Origin of the sequence: Cetobacterium sp. ZOR0034, from assembly GCF_000799075.1 — a bacterium.
GTDB lineage: Bacteria > Fusobacteriota > Fusobacteriia > Fusobacteriales > Fusobacteriaceae > Cetobacterium_A.
The window spans coordinates 47,629-64,587 of record NZ_JTLI01000029.1; the positions used below are offsets into that span (position 1 = coordinate 47,629).

At 29.6% G+C, this 16,959-nt stretch carries 17 protein-coding genes and 1 pseudogene; 7 read left to right on the forward strand and 11 right to left on the reverse strand.

The features are described from left to right. Positions 1-9: 9 nt before the first annotated feature. Positions 10-435: a hypothetical protein gene (locus L992_RS06885; RefSeq protein WP_047395246.1), complete on the reverse strand. Its 426-nt coding sequence runs from the start codon at positions 433-435 to the stop codon at positions 10-12. 28 nt (positions 436-463) lie between these two features. Continuing rightward, positions 464-1,051 (reverse strand): FMN-dependent NADH-azoreductase, encoded by a 588-nt coding sequence (locus L992_RS06890; protein WP_052193933.1) that lies wholly within the window; start codon positions 1,049-1,051, stop codon positions 464-466. Positions 1,052-1,205: 154 nt separating this feature from the next. Between L992_RS06890 and L992_RS13320 the strand changes: the two genes are divergently transcribed. Next, entirely contained in the window at positions 1,206-3,377 is a 2,172-nt protein-coding gene (locus L992_RS13320) for a DEAD/DEAH box helicase family protein (protein WP_081982747.1), read from the forward strand. 64 nt (positions 3,378-3,441) lie between these two features. Here the strand turns inward: L992_RS13320 and L992_RS13740 are convergent. Both L992_RS13740 and L992_RS06905 read right to left on the reverse strand, forming a co-directional pair. Beyond that, a pseudogene (locus L992_RS13740) lies at positions 3,442-3,828 on the reverse strand (class I SAM-dependent methyltransferase); the annotation flags it as partial. Beyond that, positions 3,828-4,187, reverse strand: coding sequence for a hypothetical protein (locus tag L992_RS06905; RefSeq protein WP_197053391.1), 360 nt, complete (start codon positions 4,185-4,187; stop codon positions 3,828-3,830). The gene L992_RS06905 and the pseudogene L992_RS13740, both read right to left, overlap by 1 nt. Before the next feature lie 91 nt (positions 4,188-4,278). Here L992_RS06905 and L992_RS06910 point away from each other — a divergent pair, with 91 nt between their 5' ends. The 3 genes from L992_RS06910 (at position 4,279) to L992_RS06920 (ending at position 5,812) form a co-directional block, all read left to right on the forward strand. After that, positions 4,279-4,794, forward strand: coding sequence for a hypothetical protein (locus L992_RS06910; protein ID WP_047384796.1), 516 nt, complete (start codon positions 4,279-4,281; stop codon positions 4,792-4,794). Then, positions 4,787-5,164: a hypothetical protein gene (locus tag L992_RS06915; RefSeq protein WP_047384795.1), complete on the forward strand. Its 378-nt coding sequence runs from the start codon at positions 4,787-4,789 to the stop codon at positions 5,162-5,164. The genes L992_RS06910 and L992_RS06915 overlap by 8 nt, the downstream gene beginning before the upstream one ends. Before the next feature lie 84 nt (positions 5,165-5,248). Continuing rightward, a complete protein-coding gene (locus L992_RS06920) occupies positions 5,249-5,812 on the forward strand; it encodes a recombinase family protein (protein ID WP_047384794.1) in 564 nt (187 codons plus the stop codon). A 28-nt stretch (positions 5,813-5,840) separates the two neighbouring features. On the opposite strand, the gene L992_RS06925 is transcribed toward L992_RS06920, so the two are convergent. The 6 genes from L992_RS06925 to arsB form a co-directional block, all read right to left on the reverse strand. Further along, on the reverse strand, positions 5,841-7,016 hold the full coding sequence (locus L992_RS06925) for a M20 family metallopeptidase (protein WP_081982749.1): 1,176 nt from the start codon (positions 7,014-7,016) through the stop codon (positions 5,841-5,843). A 36-nt stretch (positions 7,017-7,052) separates the two neighbouring features. Beyond that, positions 7,053-7,871 (reverse strand): MetQ/NlpA family ABC transporter substrate-binding protein, encoded by an 819-nt coding sequence (locus L992_RS06930; protein ID WP_047395261.1) that lies wholly within the window; start codon positions 7,869-7,871, stop codon positions 7,053-7,055. 25 nt (positions 7,872-7,896) lie between these two features. Further along, positions 7,897-8,577 carry a methionine ABC transporter permease gene (locus tag L992_RS06935; RefSeq protein ID WP_047384789.1) on the reverse strand — a complete coding sequence of 227 codons (681 nt, stop codon included), beginning with the start codon at positions 8,575-8,577 and terminating at the stop codon, positions 7,897-7,899. After that, positions 8,558-9,592 (reverse strand): methionine ABC transporter ATP-binding protein, encoded by a 1,035-nt coding sequence (locus tag L992_RS06940; protein WP_047384787.1) that lies wholly within the window; start codon positions 9,590-9,592, stop codon positions 8,558-8,560. Before L992_RS06940 ends, L992_RS06935 begins: the two co-directional genes overlap by 20 nt. Before the next feature lie 301 nt (positions 9,593-9,893). Further along, positions 9,894-11,519 carry an FAD-dependent oxidoreductase gene (locus L992_RS06945; RefSeq protein WP_047395265.1) on the reverse strand — a complete coding sequence of 542 codons (1,626 nt, stop codon included), beginning with the start codon at positions 11,517-11,519 and terminating at the stop codon, positions 9,894-9,896. A gap of 28 nt (positions 11,520-11,547) precedes the next feature. Then, positions 11,548-12,573 (reverse strand): ACR3 family arsenite efflux transporter, encoded by a 1,026-nt coding sequence (gene arsB, locus L992_RS06950; protein WP_047395268.1) that lies wholly within the window; start codon positions 12,571-12,573, stop codon positions 11,548-11,550. A gap of 213 nt (positions 12,574-12,786) precedes the next feature. Here arsB and L992_RS06955 point away from each other — a divergent pair, with 213 nt between their 5' ends. The 3 genes from L992_RS06955 (at position 12,787) to L992_RS06965 (ending at position 15,668) form a co-directional block, all read left to right on the forward strand. Continuing rightward, complete coding sequence (locus tag L992_RS06955) at positions 12,787-13,665, forward strand: Rpn family recombination-promoting nuclease/putative transposase (RefSeq protein ID WP_047395271.1); 879 nt, start codon at positions 12,787-12,789, stop codon at positions 13,663-13,665. 104 nt (positions 13,666-13,769) lie between these two features. After that, the gene (locus L992_RS06960) at positions 13,770-15,323 is read left to right on the forward strand and encodes an ABC-F family ATP-binding cassette domain-containing protein (RefSeq protein ID WP_047384782.1); all 1,554 of its coding nucleotides are present in this window, start codon (positions 13,770-13,772) and stop codon (positions 15,321-15,323) included. A 159-nt stretch (positions 15,324-15,482) separates the two neighbouring features. Then, positions 15,483-15,668: a hypothetical protein gene (locus L992_RS06965; protein WP_047384781.1), complete on the forward strand. Its 186-nt coding sequence runs from the start codon at positions 15,483-15,485 to the stop codon at positions 15,666-15,668. Between the two features lie 47 nt (positions 15,669-15,715). Here the strand turns inward: L992_RS06965 and L992_RS06970 are convergent, their stop codons facing one another. After that, on the reverse strand, positions 15,716-16,861 hold the full coding sequence (locus L992_RS06970) for a (Fe-S)-binding protein (protein ID WP_047384780.1): 1,146 nt from the start codon (positions 16,859-16,861) through the stop codon (positions 15,716-15,718). Positions 16,862-16,959: the final 98 nt, after the last annotated feature.

The window sequence follows — 16,959 nt, forward strand, 5'->3', positions numbered from 1 at the left end:
TCCACTCTCTTATAAATCAGATTTTTTTATTACATAATCTCCAGGTCCTTCATTGTTAGCTTTTTCCAACAATAAAGCCATCTGTTTTTTAAAATGATCTGTTGAATCTGTGGCACCAGCTACACTGTCCATCTTTTCTAAATTTTTTCCAGATTTAAAATAGTTTTCTGGAATCATTTTAGAATACATACTTGGATTCACTCCTACTTTTTTTAACATATCTGTATTATAATTTTTATCTTGAGAAGCTTTTTTTCCACTTTTCTTAATTCTATCATGTGTTGCTTCAACAACCTCACCATTTTTTACAACCATCTCTGTATATGGATACCAAAACCAAATTGAGCCATCACTCACAACAGTATATTTACCATCTTTCAATTGTCCGTTAGCTATACTAGAAATTGCTATCATTAATAATAAAATTTTTTTCATAACTCTATCCTCCTAAAAACTTGATTTTTTAGAAACCTTTACTCATACTTTTAACTTTATTTAAAAACTCTGGAAACTTTTCCTTTGCTTTTACTGGATCTTTATCTGTATTTTCAAATATTATCTTCTTAAAATTCTTTATTCCCATAAATCTAAAGATAAAACGAACATATCTTTCATCCCAAGCTATAAGTGAAAGAGGAAATGGATATGCTCCTCCTCTGCTTCCTATATAAATAGCTGTTTTATCTTTTAATAGTCCTTTTGGAATTCCATTAGAACTATATCTAAATGTCACTCCTTTTGCAACAATATGATCTATATATGATTTCAAAATTGAAGGAGTTGTTAAATTCCACATAGGAGCACACACAATATATTTATCAAACTCAGAAAAATATATTGCTTCTTCACACATTTTTCCAGAACGTTTATTTATTGCATTAGATAAAGTTTCATAGCTCAAATGTTCCTGTCCTTTTTCATATAGATCCATTATTTCTATTTCGTGAGTTGGATTTTGAATTTTATATTCTTTTATAAATTCCATTCCTGCTCTTTTACTATAAGATTCCTCTATTGGTTTTGGATTGGCTAATATACATAGTACCTTCATAATTATCTCCTTTTGTAACTAAATTTAAAAATATCTTTATTCATATATTTTTACGGTTTTTTTGAAAAAATCCTCTATTATAAATGAAAGTTTGAAATCTATTTTTTTTATGTTACAATAATTTCATAATAAATCTTAAAAGATTGGAGACTCTATGTTAATTAGTAATAACAAAGTTACAATGTATGAAAGTTTAAAAAACTCTATTAATTTATCCGAAGAGATAATTATTAATGTCTCTTTTATTCGTGATAGCGGATTAAAGTTACTAATTCCAGAACTTACAAAAGCTCGTTCTGAAGGTAAGTCTATCAAGATACTCACGAGTGACTATATGAACGTTACAGAGCCTAATGCTTTATATAGATTACTCGATATTCCTGGTGTGAAAATTTTTAAAAATCCTGAAAAACCTTCATTTCATCCCAAAACTTATATTTTTAAAAATAAAAACAATGTTGAAATATACGTCGGTTCTTCAAATATCTCATACTCAGCTTTAATCTCTGGAGTTGAATGGTCATATCAATTTTTTGGAGATACACAAAATAGTGATATCAACAATATATTAACAGAATTTGAAGAGCTATACGAAAAAAATAGTTTCGAATTAACCTTAGATTGGCTCAGAAAATATGAAAAAAACTATAAAAAAAAGGAGTTTCAAAATTATATAGACCCTGACTCTTCAAAGAGTTCAATTGAAGAGATCGAACCAATAAAATTTCAAGTTCCAGCTCTTTATGAGTTATCAAAAACAAGAGAGGAGGGCTTCAATAAAGCTTTAGTGATTGTTGCAACAGGACTTGGAAAAACATACCTATCGGCTTTCGATTCTAAGAATTTCAATAAAATTCTTTTTGTCGCTCATAGAGATGAGATTTTAAAAGATGCTCAAAAAACTTTTGAAACTATCTATTCAGATTCTAAAAACTACGGATTTTTCAATGGATCTACAAAAGAAACAAAAAAAGATATTATATTTGCAAGTGTTCAAACTCTTTCTAAAAATGATTATCTTTCTGAAGATTATTTCTCAAAAGACTATTTTGATTATATAGTTGTAGATGAGTTTCATCACAGTTCAGCTAAAAGTTACTCTGAAATTTTAAACTACTTTAAACCGAAATTTCTTCTTGGATTAACTGCAACTCCTGATCGTGCTGACTCTGGTGATATTTATAAGTTATGTGACTACAATATCGCTTACGAATGCGATCTCAGAGTTGCTATTAATAATGGTTGGCTAACTCCGTTTCAATACTTTGGAATTTATGATGACACTGATTATTCACTTATTCCTTGGCGTGGAGGAAAATATGATTTAGAATCTTTAGAAAACTCATTGATTGTAGAAAAAAGAGTCCAACTAATTTTAGAAAAATATTTGAAATATCGTAAAAAAAGTACTATCGCTTTTTGTGCTAGTGTAAAACATACTAAAGTTATGCATAACTATTTTTTAAAAAATAAAATAAAAAGCGCTATAGTTTTAGGAGAAACTTCTATTTCTGATCGACAAAATATAATTAAGAAATTTAAAGAAGGAAAATTAGATATCATATTCACTGTTGATATTTTTAATGAGGGAATAGATATTCCATGTATAGATACAGTTTTATTTTTAAGACCTACAACTTCTTATACAATTTTCATGCAACAATTAGGTAGAGGGCTTAGAACTTATCCCAATAAACATCACTTAAGATTTCTTGATTTTGTTGGAAATTATAAAGGTTCTGAATTAAAGCCTTCATTTTTAACTGGATTCAGAAAAAATGGTAATTTACCAAAATCCCCTTTAGATGAAAACTTTATTCTTCCAGAGGGCTGTACTGCTAACTTTGATTTTAAAATTATAGAGCACTTTGAAAATGAGGAAAAGAAAAGAGAGCCCCTTCATCAAAAAATGATTCAAGATTATCTCAATGTTAAAGATTATTTAAAGAAAACACCTACTATTATGGATATCTATACATTTGGAGAGTATCCAGTTTCTCTGTATATAAAAGAATACGAGGGTTGGTATAATTTCTTGAAAACAGTTAATGATTTAAATGAAAAAGAACTACAGTTTACTCAAAAAGCAATCGACTTTTTAAAGCTTTTAGATACAACCGAAATGACGAAATCTTACAAAATTCCATTATTTTTAAGTTTGTTTGAGGTAGAGCCTAAACGAACTTCATCTTTTTTTAAATTTTCTTTAAAATTACATTTAACCACTTTTCATCTCCTCTACCAACTCTCACATCTGATGTTTCAAAAATATCTTCTAAATAAAAGTCACTTTTCTCAAGTAGCTTTGAAAATCTTTCTTTTGTAAAGCATGTAAATTTTCTATCATTTTTTTCATAATCTTGACTTCCAACCTTAAAAGAAGCGTAAACAACTCCATTATTTTTAAGAGAAGTGTATATTTTATTTAAAGTTTCTAAAATCTCTTCGTAAGAAAGATGTAAAAGAGAAGCACAAGCCCACACTCCAATAAATTTATCTTTGAAATCTATATTTTTCATATCAATTACGATAACACCTTGCCCAATATATTTCGAAGCTTTCTCTGCTAAAACTGGTGATAAATCAATTGCTGTAACTTTATACCCTAATTCTATAAAGTATTTTGAATCTCTTCCACTTCCGCAACCTAAATCTAATATTTCACCAGTTTGTTCAGATAAATTTTTAATAAAATAGTTATAGTTGTAACTCATATCCGCTTTAACTGTATCCTTGAAAAAATTTTCTGCATTTTCATTATAAAATTTAACCGACATTATTTTTCCTCCATATACTTTCTATTAAAGTAGTTTATATTACGATAGTTTAATCTATCTAAGATGTTGTTTAATAGCATATAATTATTTTTAATTTCATTATACAACTTTTCATTTAAATAAAAAATATTATTTTTATATTCAAAAAAGTCTTTATTTTTCTCATTTTTAGTCAAATATTTTATAGGATTATCTTTTGCTAAATTCATAAAGCTTTTCAATTCCCAATTTTTCCAATCAGTATGTTTTTTATTATTTAAATCTTTTCCATGCAGTTTATTATCATAAAATTGTTTAAAATACTTTCCTATCTCCTCTAATTCTATACTCTGTTTAGGCTCTACCTCAAATGGAAACAATAAAAGACAAGTTGTAGTAGAGTCAAATGAAGAACTAATATCTTTATACAAAAGCTTCTCTGAGAAAATTAAAGCTACAAATGGAGCTTCTATGTCTGAATTAAAAAAATATGGATTCAAATACTCTTCAACAGTTTTATTGAGACGTTTTGGAAATTGGAAAACTGTAAAAGAGCTATCTGGATTTACATTTAAACTTGGTTCTATTTACTCTAAAGAGGATATCGTCAAAGCGTTACTAATAGCTCGAGCAGAGAAAGGACGAAGGCTTTCACAAAGTGAAATCAACAAAAATAAAGAGCTTCCATCTCTAGAAACAATTTTGAAATTTTTCAAGACTACTAAAATTTCCAAAGTATGGGATGAGATTGAAAAAAACTTAGAAAAAACAACTACCGAAGGAAAAATATACTCTCTTGAGGAGATTAAAGATTTACTATATAAACAATATTGTTTGAAAGGTTCAACTCTAACTATTTCTGAGATTGAAGTTCTCACAAAACAAGGAATTCTTCCTGGCAAAACAACAATATACAGACATTTTAAAACATATAAAATCAAAGAGATTTGGAAAATAATCTTAGAGGAGAAATCAACACATGAATAAAATTAAACAAGTTTTAAAGAAATACTGGCCTTCAGAAAAAGTTAATACTTTCTATGAAAAATTAGAAATCTCTTTTCCAGTATATAAAATAGAGTGTCTCGAATTTTTTATAGAGGATATTTTCATTCAAAATCCAAAAGTTTCCTCTTCTGATATTTTTTCATATACAAAAAATATGGATGCCTTTCTAAATTCTGAAGAGTTTCTCATTGATTTTTTTAAGTGTACAAAAACTTTAGAGGGAGATTTAATCGCATCTAAATTAGAAAATAACCCTTTAGAAGTTGAAAGAATAGTAGAGGAACTCTTGAAAAAAGAGAAAATTAAATTCAAAGAGAATGAAAATCAATTTATTGTTTGGTACCTTTAATCCTTCAATTATAATACTATTATTTAAAGCTATTATGGATTATAATATAGCTTTATTACAATAATTTATTTTAAGAGGGATTTTATGAAGATTGGATATGTTCGAGTCTCAACAGTCGAACAAAATGAAAAACGACAATTAAAAAAAATGAATGAAATGAAGATTGACAAAATATACATCGAAAAAATATCCGCTAAAGATATTAAAGGAAGAACTCAATTAATAACTATGTTAAATGAAGTTGTTGAAGGCGACACCATTTATGTCCACGATTTTTCAAGATTGGCTAGGTCAACAAAAGATCTCCTATACATCACTGAAATTTTAGCTCAGAAAAAGGTGGCTCTTATATCTTTTAAAGAAAATATAGATACTTCGACTGCAACTGGAAAACTAATGCTAACTATGATTGGAGCTATAAATGAGTTCGAAAGAACAAACCTTTTAGAAAGACAAAAAGAAGGGATTTTTCTAGCCAAAGAGTTAGGAAAATATAAAGGACGCAAACCGATTCCTTTTCCTGATAACTGGGAGAATATCTATGTAAAATGGAAAAATAAAGAGATATCGCCCTCATTTGCTATGGAAAATTTAAATCTAAAAAAATCTACATTTTATAAGTTAGCTAAAGAGTGGGAGAGGAAATAATCCTCTCTCATTTTTATCTCTTTTTGAATTACTTTTTTGTAGCTTCAAAAGCCTCTTTAACTTTTAATAATTCACTCTCATTTAAAATCAATTTAAGTCCTAAAAGTGCCAAAGCTTTTCCTCCTAAAATAACAGCTTCATCTCCAGCTAAAGAACCTGCTGCATCATTAAACTCATGAGTGTGTCCAACAACACATGAATCACAAATTTTAATATTTGGATGAATTGTTGGAACAATGTGACTTACATTTCCAACATCTGTTGAACCCATACTTTTCTTAGAATCCACTAAAACTTCTACTCCTAACTTTTTCATAACATCAACATAAAGATCATCAAAATATCTTATTTGAACTAAGTTATCAACTCTATTTTGGAAACTAGAAACTTTCGACTTACATCCAGTCATAAGAGCAGCACCATCTGCTATATCCACAATTTTTTGTGTAACCTCGTCACACCCCTCTTTTGTTGCAGCACGAATATAAAATCTAGCTTTTGTATAATCTGGAATTATATTTGGAGCATCCCCACCATGAGTAATAATCCCGTGAATTTTTATATCTGATGTAACATGCTGTCTCAATGTAGCTATTCCATTGAAAAAATGTAATAAGGCATCTAAAGCATTTTTTCCACTTTCTGGAGACCCAGCAGCATGAGCAGACTTTCCAAAGAATTCAAAATCCAAGGGATTTACAGCCAAACTATTTTTTGTTATTGAGTGCTCGCTACTTGGATGAATAATCATAGCTGCATCTATTCCTTCAAAAAGATTCTCTCTCACAAATGAGCCTTTTGCACTTCCATTTTGTCCTCCCTCTTCTGCAGGGCACCCATATATAACTACTTCACCTGGGATATTTTCCAAAGAGTCAGCAAGAGCAACTCCACCAGCTACACTTATTCCGGCTATAACATTGTGCCCACAAGCATGCCCTAAATTTGGCAAAGCATCATACTCAGCTAAAAAAGCAAGTTTTGGATACTCACCATGAATTGATTTTTTTCTAGCTATAAATCCTGTTTTATGTCCAGCTATATCTCTTTCTACATCGAACCCCTTCGATTCCAAATAGTTTGTTAGCAACTCAGATGCAAAATACTCTTCGTTTCCAATCTCGGGATTTTTATGTATATTTTGACTTAAACTTATAAACTCATCTCTATTCTCATCTAAAAAACCTATTATTCTATTTTCCATTTTAAATCCTCCCAATCTTATCTTTTTTATTTTTATTTAAAATACAGCTATTGATGATCCTCTATAATAATCATCTATTATTTTTTTATTCTCAGCAGTTTGATATATCTCTAAAACTCTTTTTATTTCAGGGTTATTTTGATTATCCTCTCTTGCTGCTATAATATTAAAGTATGGTTTCAATCTCTCATTTTTGAAGTCTTCAATAAATATTGAATCTTGCAGAGGCGAATACCCAGCTTGAACAGCAACCCCATTATTTATAGCTGCCACATCTACATCCTCTATTGATCTTGGAATTTGTGTTGCTACAAGCTCAACAATTTTTATTCCTTTCGGATTAGCTACTATATCTTTAACTCTTGGAAATGCTCCTGCTTCTTTATTTAAAGTTACTAATCCTGCATCTTGAAGTAATAATAGTGCTCTTCCACCATTTGAACTATCATTTGGTATTGCTACTGTTGCCCCATCTTTTAAAGCTGATAAATCAGTTATCTTTTTAGAATATATCCCCATCGGTGCTAAAACCGTATATCCTAAATTTACAATACTTAACTTATGCTCTTTCTTAAAATTATCAAAGTATATCTCAGTTTGAAAAGCATTTATATCTATCTCTTTTTCCTGCAAAGCTAAGTTTGGTCTTATATAATCCGCAAAATTTATAAACTTCAACTCTATATTCTCTTTTTTTAATTCATCTCTAACATTTTCCCAAATAACATTCTCATCTCCATTTATTCCTAACTTTACAATCTTAGTTCCTGAAGTTACATCTTCTGATTTTTTTCCACAACCTACAACTCCTAAAATAGATAGCACTACTAATAAAATAACTCTTAATTTTTTCATAATCTCTCCTCCGATGTTTCAATTTTTATTTTTTTATTCTTTTTAATATTTTTTCTCCAGACCATTGAATTGCTGTAATCAAAGTCACAAGTATGACAATTGTTACAACCATAATATCCGTTTTAAAATGTTGATATCCATATCTTATTGCAAAGTCTCCAAGACCTCCTCCACCAACAGTTCCTGCCACTGCTGAAAATCCAATCAAACTAACTGTTGTTATAATAAGAGCATATATAATTTCAGGTAGAGCTTCTCTTAGTAAAACTCTATAGATTATTTCAAAAGGTGTTGAACCCATTGAATACGCTGCTTCTATAACTCCTGAATCCACTCCCAAAAGTGCTGATTCAATCTGTCTAGCCACAAAAGGTGCTGACCCAAATATAAGAGGAACAATCGCTCCTTTCAATCCAATAGTTGTTCCCATAAAAAATCTTGTTACAGGAATCAAAGCTGCAAGTAAAATCACAAATGGAATTGATCTAAACACATTTATAATCTTCCCCAAAATACTATTGATTAAGTTATTTTCTAAAATTCCATCTTTTCTAGTCACAACCAAAACTATCCCCATTAAAAGTCCAATCAGCGTTGAGATTGTTCCTGCTATAGATACCATTAACAAAGTTTCTCCCATGGCACGAACCATCTCATCTTGATACTTAATTACATTTTCTAAAGAACTATATAGCTTTTCTACCATCTTTTAAAACCTCCGTGTATATATTATTTTTATTTAAGTAATCTAAGGAATTTTGGATATTTTCCTCTTCCCCTTTCAATTTCACAACCAAGTTTCCTATTGGTGTTTCCTTTATAATCTCTATATTTCCAAAAAGGATACTACCATCAACATCATAATCTCTTGATATTTTTGAAATGTAAGCCTCCTCTGTATTACTACCAACATAAGCTAACTTAATTATTTTTTCATCGCCTTTTACAAGAACTGTGTTTAAATAATCATTTATCTTATCACTATTGAAAACTGAGGATAAAAACCTTTTTGTTATTGGCTCTTTCGGTCTCGAGAAAATATCTATAACATCCCCCTCTTCTTTTACAAACCCATCTTCCATAACAATAACTCTATCACAAATCTCTTTTATAACCTCCATCTGATGAGTTATCAAAACAATGGTTACTCCTAAATCTTTATTTATTTTTTTTAGTAGTTTTAAAATAGATACTGTTGTTTCTGGATCTAGGGCTGAGGTTGCTTCATCACAAAGGATTATATCTGGATTATTCGCTAACGCTCTAGCTATTCCAACTCTTTGCTTTTGTCCTCCAGAAAGTTGTGATGGATAACTACTTTTTTTATCTTTTAATCCAACTAAATCCAACAAACTATTTACTCTTTCATCTATCTCAGCTTTTGAAAGTCCACTGCCTTTCAATGGGTAAGCTATATTTTTAGCAACTGTCCTACTTCTCATCAGATTGAAATGTTGAAATATCATCCCAATTTTTTTTCTTTTCTCTCTAAGCTCTCTCGCATTTAAAGACCCTAACTCAACTCCATCAATTAAAACTTCTCCAGAACATGGTGTCTCTAAAAGATTTATACATCTCAGCAGCGTACTTTTTCCAGCTCCAGAATAACCTATAATTCCTGTAATCTCTCCTTTTTTAAAATCGAAAGATAGTTCTTTTAATGCCTCAACACTTTGACCTTTACTCTCATAAGTTTTTATAATATTCCTAAGTTGTATCATATCTATCTCCTCCAAATATTTTATATTTTTAATTTTTTGAAAAAATTGTATAAAAAAAAGCTTGAGATTTAATCCCAAGCTTTATGTTAACAACTTTATTCCTTGGGAGCTCTCTTTTTGTAAGCAAAAATGAGTTCGTCCCAAAATTAAAAATTAATTTTTGGTTCCAACTCCCATAGGCATCATATTCATCATTGTAGTTTTTGATATTAAATTATAGTTCGTCATTTAACTACTCCTTCGATAAATTATTTTTAAGTATACTAACATATGAAAATTTAGAAGTCAAATTATTTTTTAATTATTTTTTATTTAAAGTTGAATAGTTTGAATATCCACCAGAAATATTATATGCATCGAACCCTGAATTTAAAAGGATATTTTGCCCCATATTTCCTGTAACACCTTTATTGCAATGAACTGCAATTTTTTTACTTTTATCCAACTCTTTTACTTTTTCTCTTAAAGTTTCTAGAGGTATATTTATAGCGTCCTCTATATGTGCCGCTTCGTATTGAGATTTACTTCTAACATCTATAACCAAGAATTCATCTCTTTTCTCTTTCAACTCTTTTGGAGTTACAATTTTATTTTTTCCATTTATAGCATTATCTAAAATCATACCTGTATAATTTACAGGATCTTTTGTTGTTGAGAAAGGTGGTGCATAAGCTAAATCTAGATGGAATAGTTGGTCTACTGTCGCTCCGAATGTTAAAAGTGTTGCAAAAACATCTATTCTCTTATCAACACCATTTTCCCCTAACATCTGAACACCTAAAAGCTTCCCAGTCTTTCTATCGGCAATCGCTTTTATTACCATCTCTCTAGATGCTTCTAAATACTCTGTTTGATTTGGTTTTATATTGTGAATTATCTCGATTGAATATCCTTTTTCTAAAGCTTCTTTCTCATCTAATCCAGTGCTAGCAAAGGCCATATCAAATATTTTGAAAATTGACGTTCCTAAAATGCCTTTAAACTCTAAATTTCCACCAGTAAGTCTATCTCCTAAAATACGTCCCATCTTATTTGCTGTTGACCCAAGTGGAACATATGTTTCCTCTCCAGTTAAAAGTGAATATGTTGTAGCACAATCTCCAGCTGCGTAAATATCTTTCAAATTAGTTTCTAAATGACTATTTACTCTTATCGCTTCGCTTTTTCCTAACTGTATTCCTGATGATTTTAAAAACTCTACATTTGGAAGTACTCCAACCGCTGCTACTATAAAATCAACTTCTAAAGTTTCTCCATTTTCAGTACTAACTATTTTTCCATCCTCAGAAATATTTTTTATCTTATCGTTTAAAATTAGTTTAACACCTTTTTTAGCTAGATATTTCTCTAGATAGATACTTATTTCTGAATCCACTCTTCCTATACTAGAATTCATCTCAAGAACAGTTACCTCTATTCCTCTTTGAGCTAAGTTTTCTACCATCTCAAGTCCAATATATCCAGAACCAACTATCAAAGCTTTTTTAGGAGACGTTTCATGAATAAACTTTTTTAATTTATCTCCTGTTTCAACATCTCTTATATAGAATATATTTTCATTATCAAAATCGATTTTCCTAGGTCTCGCTCCTGTTGTAATTACTAGCTTATCATATGAATCTTCAAAAACCTCTTTGGTTATTTCATTTAAAACCTCTATCTTTTTTAAATCTGGATTTACAGATAAAACTTTATGGTTTATATTAAGCTTCATATTAAAACGAGATTCGAACCATTTAGCATCTCTTGGAGTTAGATTTCCTCTTTTTATATAATCCTCTCCAATGTAATATGGAACTCCACATCCAGAGTAACTTATATCTGATCCTGAAGTATAAGCCACAATCTCTACCTCTTCGCTATTTCTACGAGCTTTTGCTATAACAGATGTCCCCGCTGCTACTGCTCCAACTACAACTATCTTCATTTTTCCTCCCAAATTTACTTAATTTTAATTACGCTTTTACAAAATATTCTCTTGTTTTATTAGATATTCCGACTAGTATTAACATCACAGGAACCTCTACTAAAACACCAACTACAGTTGCTAATGTAGCACCTGAATTCAAGCCAAATAAAGATATTGACACTGCCACTGCTAACTCAAAGAAGTTACTGGCCCCAATCATTCCTGCTGGTGAAGCTATCTCATGAGGAAGTTTCCAAACTTTAGCCCATCCATATGCTAAGAAGAAAATAAAGAACGTTTGAATTGTTAATGGTATAGATATTAATAAAATATCCAAAGGATTGTCTATTATTTTTCTTCCTTGGAAAGAGAAAATTATTGTTAATGTCAATAGTAATCCTGTTATCGTTATTTTATCAAACTTTTTTATAAATATATTTTTAAAATAATCTAGTCCTTTTGATTTTATAATATAATGTCTTGAAGTTACACCTAAAATTAGTGGAATAACTACAAATAAAACAACTGAAAGAATCAGTGTATCATATGGAACAACAACATTACTTATTCCTAATAATAGTGCTACAATCGGTACAAAACCTATTAATAATATTAAATCATTCACAGCAACTTGAACCAAAGTATAAGCTGGATTTCCTTTTGTAAGTTGACTCCAAACAAAAACCATAGCTGTACAAGGTGCTGCACCTAAAAGTACGGCTCCAGCAATATATTCATCTGCTAAATTTAAAGGTATTAAATTTTTAAAAATAACTTTAAAGAATAACACTGATATAGCATACATTGTAAATGGTTTAATTAACCAGTTAGTTACACAAGTAACTGTTAATCCTTTTGTATTTTTTGTTGCATTCATTATAGATGTAAAATCGATTTTCAACATCATTGGATAAATCATAAGCCAGATTAAAATAGCTACTGGTATTGATACATTTGAATATTCAAAAAGAGCTAAAGTCTCTGGTACTACTGGTGCAAATATTCCAATTGAAACCCCTAAAACTATACAAATTCCTACCCAAATTGATAGGTATTTCTCAAAAAATCCCATTTTTCCTCCTAAATATTAATTTTTTCACATGAATAATCAATTATAATTTATCACAAAGCTTTTCTTTTGTAAATAAGAATATTATTATTTTCTAATATTATGAATAAAATCATATTTTGTATATTTTTTAAATAAAAATATCATTTTTTTATTTTTTGAACTGATTCATATACTATGGTATAATCTAAATAAAACTAAAAGGAAGTGATTGAAATGTGTACGAAATTATTTGAACCAAAAGTTGATTATGTATTTAAAAATCTATTTGGATCAGAAAAACATCCAAGAATATTGATATCCTTTTTAAATGCATGTATAAAACCAGAAAGTCCAATAGTTAGTGTTCAACTAAAAAATACAGAATTATCAAAAGAATATATTGAAGATAGTTTCTCTAGATTAGATGTTTTAGCTAAAACAGATAAAGGAGAGATAATAAATATTGAAATGCAAAGAGCTGATGAAAAAAATATGATAAAGCGTAGTCTTTACTATTGGTCAAAAGCTTTTTCTGGAGAATATGGAGGAAAAAGTAGATATAGGGAACTTCCTAGAACTATCTGTATAAATGTTATAGATTTTAATCTTTTGTTAGAAGAAAATTATCATAATAAATATATTTTAAAAAATGCTAAAACTAGTAATATTTTAACTGATACTATGGAAATACATTTTATTGAACTGCCAAAAATGAAAGAGATTGATACCAAAGACGCTCTTAGTATGTGGACAGCATTTATAAATGATCCAAATGATGATAAAGTTATCGAACTAGAAAGCATGCTTGAAGAACTTCATGAAGCTCGAATTGAATTAGCAAGAATAAGTAGAGACCCAAAAGAAGCTGAAAATTATAGACTTCGTCAAAATGCGATGAACGAAAGAATGAATGCACTTTTAGAAGCTGAAGATAAAGGAATTGCTAAAGGCATAGCTCAGGGTATGGCTCAAGGTATAGCTCGAGGTATCGCAGAAGGAGAAAAATTAGCTAAATTAGAAATTGCTAAGACTTCATTACAAAATGGATTAAGTCCTGACATTATAACTCAAATAACTGGATTAACTATTGAAGAGATTGAAAATTTGAAATAAAGATATTTTAAATAAACCCTATATCATTTATTCAAAATTTATGATAAAATTTAAATATTGTTTGTAAAAAATAAATTTAATAAATAGATTAGGAGTAAAAATTTATGAGTATTTTAGATGTAAAAGACGTAAGTCATGGATTTGGTTCTAGAGTTATTCTTGAAAACGCCTCATTCAGACTTTTAAAAGGTGAGCATGTTGGTCTTGTTGGAGCCAACGGAGAAGGAAAATCTACTTTCCTTAACATTATAACTGGTAAACTTATGCCTGATGAAGGTAAAGTTTCATGGTGTAATCACATAACTACTGGTTACCTTGACCAATATAGTACTTTAGAAAAAGGAAAAACAATCAGAGATATCTTAAAATCAGCTTTTGCTGGAATGTTCCAACTTGAACAAGACATCATGGATCTTTATACAAAAATGGGAGATTGTACTCCTGAAGAGATGGACGAAATCTTAGAGGAGATTGGAGAGATTCAAAGTATCCTTGAAGGAGGAGATTTCTATAATCTTGACTCTAAAATAGAGGAATATGCAGCTGGATTAGGTCTATTAGATATCGGACTTGAAAAAGATGTATCAGAGCTTTCTGGAGGACAAAGAGCAAAGATTCTTCTAGCTAAAGTACTTCTAGAAAATCCAATGATTCTTATACTAGATGAGCCTACAAACTTCCTAGATGAAGATCATATAATCTGGTTAAAGAACTTCTTACAAAACTATGAGAATGCTTTTATTCTAGTTTCACACGATATTCCATTCTTAAATGATGTTACAAACGTAATTTATCATATAGAAGCTGCTGAGTTAACTAGATATACTGGAGACTACTACCAATTTAGAGAGATGTATGAACTGAAAAAGAGACAAATCGAATCAGCTTATAAAAAGCAACAAAAAGAGATTGCTCATCTTCAAGATTTCATAGCTCGTAACAAAGCTAGAGTTGCTACGACAAACTTAGCAAAAGATAGACAAAAGAAACTTGATCGTATGGATATAATTGAGATTGCTAGAGAGAAACCAAAACCAATATTCGGATTTAAAACTGCTCGTACTCCATCTAGAGAGATTATAACAGTTAAAGATCTTGTTATCGGATATGATGAGCCATTAACAAAACCACTTAACTTCACAATTGAACGTAATCAAAAAATTGCCATCAAAGGAGTTAACGGTTTAGGAAAATCAACTCTTTTAAATACAATTTTAAAAAATATAAAAGCTTTATCTGGGGAGATTGAGCATGGACAATTCTTAGAAGTTGGATACTTCAAACAAGAAGAGGAAAGTTCAACAACAACTGCTCTAGATGAGTTCTGGAATGAGTTCCCTGGACTTACAAATGCAGAAGTTAGAGCTGCTCTTGCTAGATGTGGATTAACTACCGACCATATCACAAGTCAAATGCGTGTTCTTTCTGGAGGAGAAAATGCAAAAGTTAGACTTGCTAAAATCATGAACCGTGAAATAAACTTCTTAGTTCTAGATGAGCCTACAAATCACTTAGATATTGATGCTAAAGAGGAACTTAAAAGAGCAATAAAAGAGTTTAATGGAACTGTTTTAATGGTAAGTCACGAACCAGAATTCTATATGGACGTTGCTACTGAAATTTGGAACGTTGAAGATTGGACGACTAAAATTATATAAATTTATATAAAATCTGTTGATAATTTATCAGCAGATTTTTTTATTAAAAAATTTTTAAACTTTTCAAAAAAAACTTGCTTTTTTTCATTTAACAGTTTATAATTTATCCATAAATGAAATCATTACAAATTTAAAAAAGTAATAAAAAGGAGGCATATAATGAAAATATTACTAGCAACTTCTATTCTTACTTTATCTTTAATGGCATACAGCACAGAAAAAACATATTCAGTTCCAGCTACTGGTACTTTAATGAAATATACAACTCAAGATAATAACAACAAGAACTTAGATACAAAATATTTTTCTGCAACAGGTTCGTTAGCTTTTTATAACAATAATTAATTAATAAAAAATCCACTAATTTTATGATAAATCAGTGGATTTTTTTATTATTTTTTTAATTTTATTTTAGTTTTATATCTATTTAGCCATGCATTTAAAGAATTAGAATTTTTCTTTTTCAAATCTCTCTTATTGTGCTGCTCTCCAAATATTAAATCAACTATATGAAGCGTTTTTGTTTCTCCAACTTCTAAAGCCTCTCTACATCCAGCACAATATGTCAAAATATTTCCTGTGCTACTGCTTTCTGCTCTTTTTTTCCTAACCTCTTCACTTATCTCTGAAGCAACCGTAGCTACCATTCCTCCGAGTCCACAGCATCTTGTTTTCTCCTTCGAGTATTCAAACTCCTCATATTCATATCCCAACTCATTCACAATCCACCTAACTCCATCTTGAATGGACTTCTCAAATCTAGTTGGACATGAATCATGAATATTAAATTTAAGATCAGATCCGATTCCTATATTGATTTTTTCTTCAGGCAATCCTATTTCTGGTAGTAGCTCCCACAAAGATATTATTTCTATATCTAAATCTTTCTTAAACATCTTATAACATGATTGACATGCAACAACTATTTTTTCTACATTTTTTTCTTTAAATTGTTTTTCTAATTTTTCAAATTTTTTAGAAAATAACTCTGCCTCTCCAATATCTCTAGTTGGTTTACCACAACATGCTAACATCGATTGAACACTGTTATCTAATCTATCATTCAGATGATTTAATATGCTTTTAACCCCTGAAGGAGTGTAAGATGATAAAGAACACCCTGGAAAAAATAGATATTTTACATTTTCTTTCTGTGGATCAATATCTTTACTAAAAAATTTAGTCTCTCCTAAATATTGATGAACTTGTACACCTTTATGACCTTTTAAAGGCGATTTTCCACTATTATCTTTAGTATACTCATCTCTTAAATCTTGAAAACTAGATTTTAAATCTAATTTTTTCGGACAAACTAATTTACATTGATCACAAAGATTACAAGAAAAAGCTATCTTTGAATCCATATTTTTATATCCTTTTTCTAGATATTCACTGAATAACTCTTTCGGGCTTTCAGTATACCTATACATCATCGGACACTCTTTCATACAAAGTTTACAACTAGATTTTTTTCCAGAAGTTGCTAAACAGTTATCAGCTATATATTTCATTTTTGATTCCATAATTTTATTTGACATGAATTCTCCTCTATCTATATCTTTATTTTCATCAAAATAACTAGTAACTTTTTTGTAACTGATTGATATAGTGTAATTAATATGTTACATTATATATT